A 1,604-nucleotide genomic window follows, 5' to 3' on the forward strand; every position below is an offset into this window, starting at 1 on the left:
GGGGTTGATCGGGCCGATCGGGAAGCGGATTTGGCGGCGGCGAGGGCTGCTGTGAGGTTCCGGCGGGGTCGGCGCGGCAGGCGTGCGGCGGGTGACCCGCTGGCGGAGTTCGTCGATCCTGAACCGGGACCGGACTATTCGGGGCCCGCGTTGCTGGATGCGCCGGGGGTCGAGGTGGCGGTGCGGGTCGCCTTGACCGGGCACATGGATCCGACCGATGGGCAGTTCCACTGGTATGGACGGGTTTCGGCGACGGATGGGGTGGAACTGCCTGATCCCGGGCGCGGGCAGGTGTTCCTCACGCTGCCCGGCAGCGCGCCCGTGGCCGGAGTGCTCCAGGAGCGCGATCCCTGGGGGAATCTGCGCATTGTCGGGGTCGGCGTGCCGCCGTTTCCGCTGTAGCGCAGTGGGATTCGGGTCGCGTTAGCGTGAGAGTCCGATGAAGTCGGCCATGGCTTCGACGGAGTAGGCGAAGAAGGGGCCGGCGGGGTCCATGCTGTTGTCGAGTTGGCCGAAGAGTTCGAAGGTGACCGCGCCGTAGAGCTGAGTCCAGGCGATTACGGCGCGGGTCACCGCTACCTCGGGCAGGCCGGGCGCGATCTGCGCGGCGATGGCGGTGGATTGGGCCGACAGTTCTGGGGCGAGCGTGTCGTCGGAGGGTTTCAGCGTTCCGCTCTCATGGGCGCGATTCACGATGGCCAGTGCTGCGATCGGCACCCGGGATGCGGGGCCGATGGTGGTTTCCGGCGCGCTGTAGCCGGGCACGGGCGAGCCGTACACCAGCGCGTATTCGTGTGGATGCGCGGTTGCCCAGTCCCGCACGGCGTTTGCGATGGCGCGCCATTGGGCGCGGGGGGTGTCGGCGGCGGCGACGGCGGTCTCGACGGCTTCGCCGATGGCGTTGTAGGCCTCGATGATCAGGGTGGTGAGCAGTTCGTCGCGGCTCGGGAAGTAGCGGTAGAGGGCCGAGCTCACCATTCCCAGCTCGCGCGCGACGGCCCGGAGCGACAGCGCGGGCGCACCCGATTCGGCGAGCTGGCGGCGGGCGGCATCGGTGATCTCGCGGGTGATCTCGGCCCGGGCTCGTTCGCGGGCGGTGCGAGGGACGCTCATGGGGACAGTGTGCCACGAATCGGATCACCGACAAATTTAGAGAGCGGTGCTCTTGACAGTTGCGACGCAAGGTGCGCACACTGTTCTCAACAGAGAGCAGCGCTCTCGAAGAGGAAGGGAAACACCATGGACGCCAACTCCGCCGCTACCCGCTACATCGGCCCCACCGGGCTGGATCCCTACATGAACCGGTTCTTCAACCTGCTCCCCAAGCTGGGGATCAGCGTTGCCGGGTCGCGGCTGCTGGCCGTCCGGGGGCGTAAGTCCGGTGAATGGCGGACCACCATGGTCAATGTGCTCACGACCGAGGATGGGCGGCGGTATTTGGTGGCGCCGCGTGGGCACACCCAGTGGGTGCGGAACCTGCGGGTCGCTGGCAGCGGCGAGCTCCGGCTGGGGCGCAGGAGTGAGGTCTTCAGTGCGAATGAGGTCGCTGATGATCAGAAGCTGCCGATTCTTCGGGCCTACCTTGATCGGTGGGGGTGGGAGGT

At 68.0% G+C, this 1,604-nt stretch carries 3 protein-coding genes; 2 read left to right on the forward strand and 1 reads right to left on the reverse strand.

The annotated features are described in order from the left end of the window. Positions 1 to 402: DUF4873 domain-containing protein (locus ACAM49_RS40050; protein ID WP_369640716.1), on the forward strand; the 402-nt coding region annotated here is incomplete at its 5' end. 21 nt (positions 403 to 423) lie between these two features. Here ACAM49_RS40050 and ACAM49_RS40055 read toward each other — a convergent pair. Beyond that, complete coding sequence (locus ACAM49_RS40055) at positions 424 to 1,113, reverse strand: TetR/AcrR family transcriptional regulator (protein ID WP_369640717.1); 690 nt, start codon at positions 1,111 to 1,113, stop codon at positions 424 to 426. 126 nt (positions 1,114 to 1,239) lie between these two features. Between ACAM49_RS40055 and ACAM49_RS40060 the strand changes: the two genes are divergently transcribed. Beyond that, the coding region (locus ACAM49_RS40060; RefSeq protein WP_369640718.1) for a nitroreductase/quinone reductase family protein at positions 1,240 to 1,604 on the forward strand (365 nt) is incomplete at its 3' end.

Origin of the sequence: Nocardia sp. JMUB6875 (assembly GCF_041154655.1) — a bacterium.
Taxonomy (GTDB): domain Bacteria; phylum Actinomycetota; class Actinomycetes; order Mycobacteriales; family Mycobacteriaceae; genus Nocardia.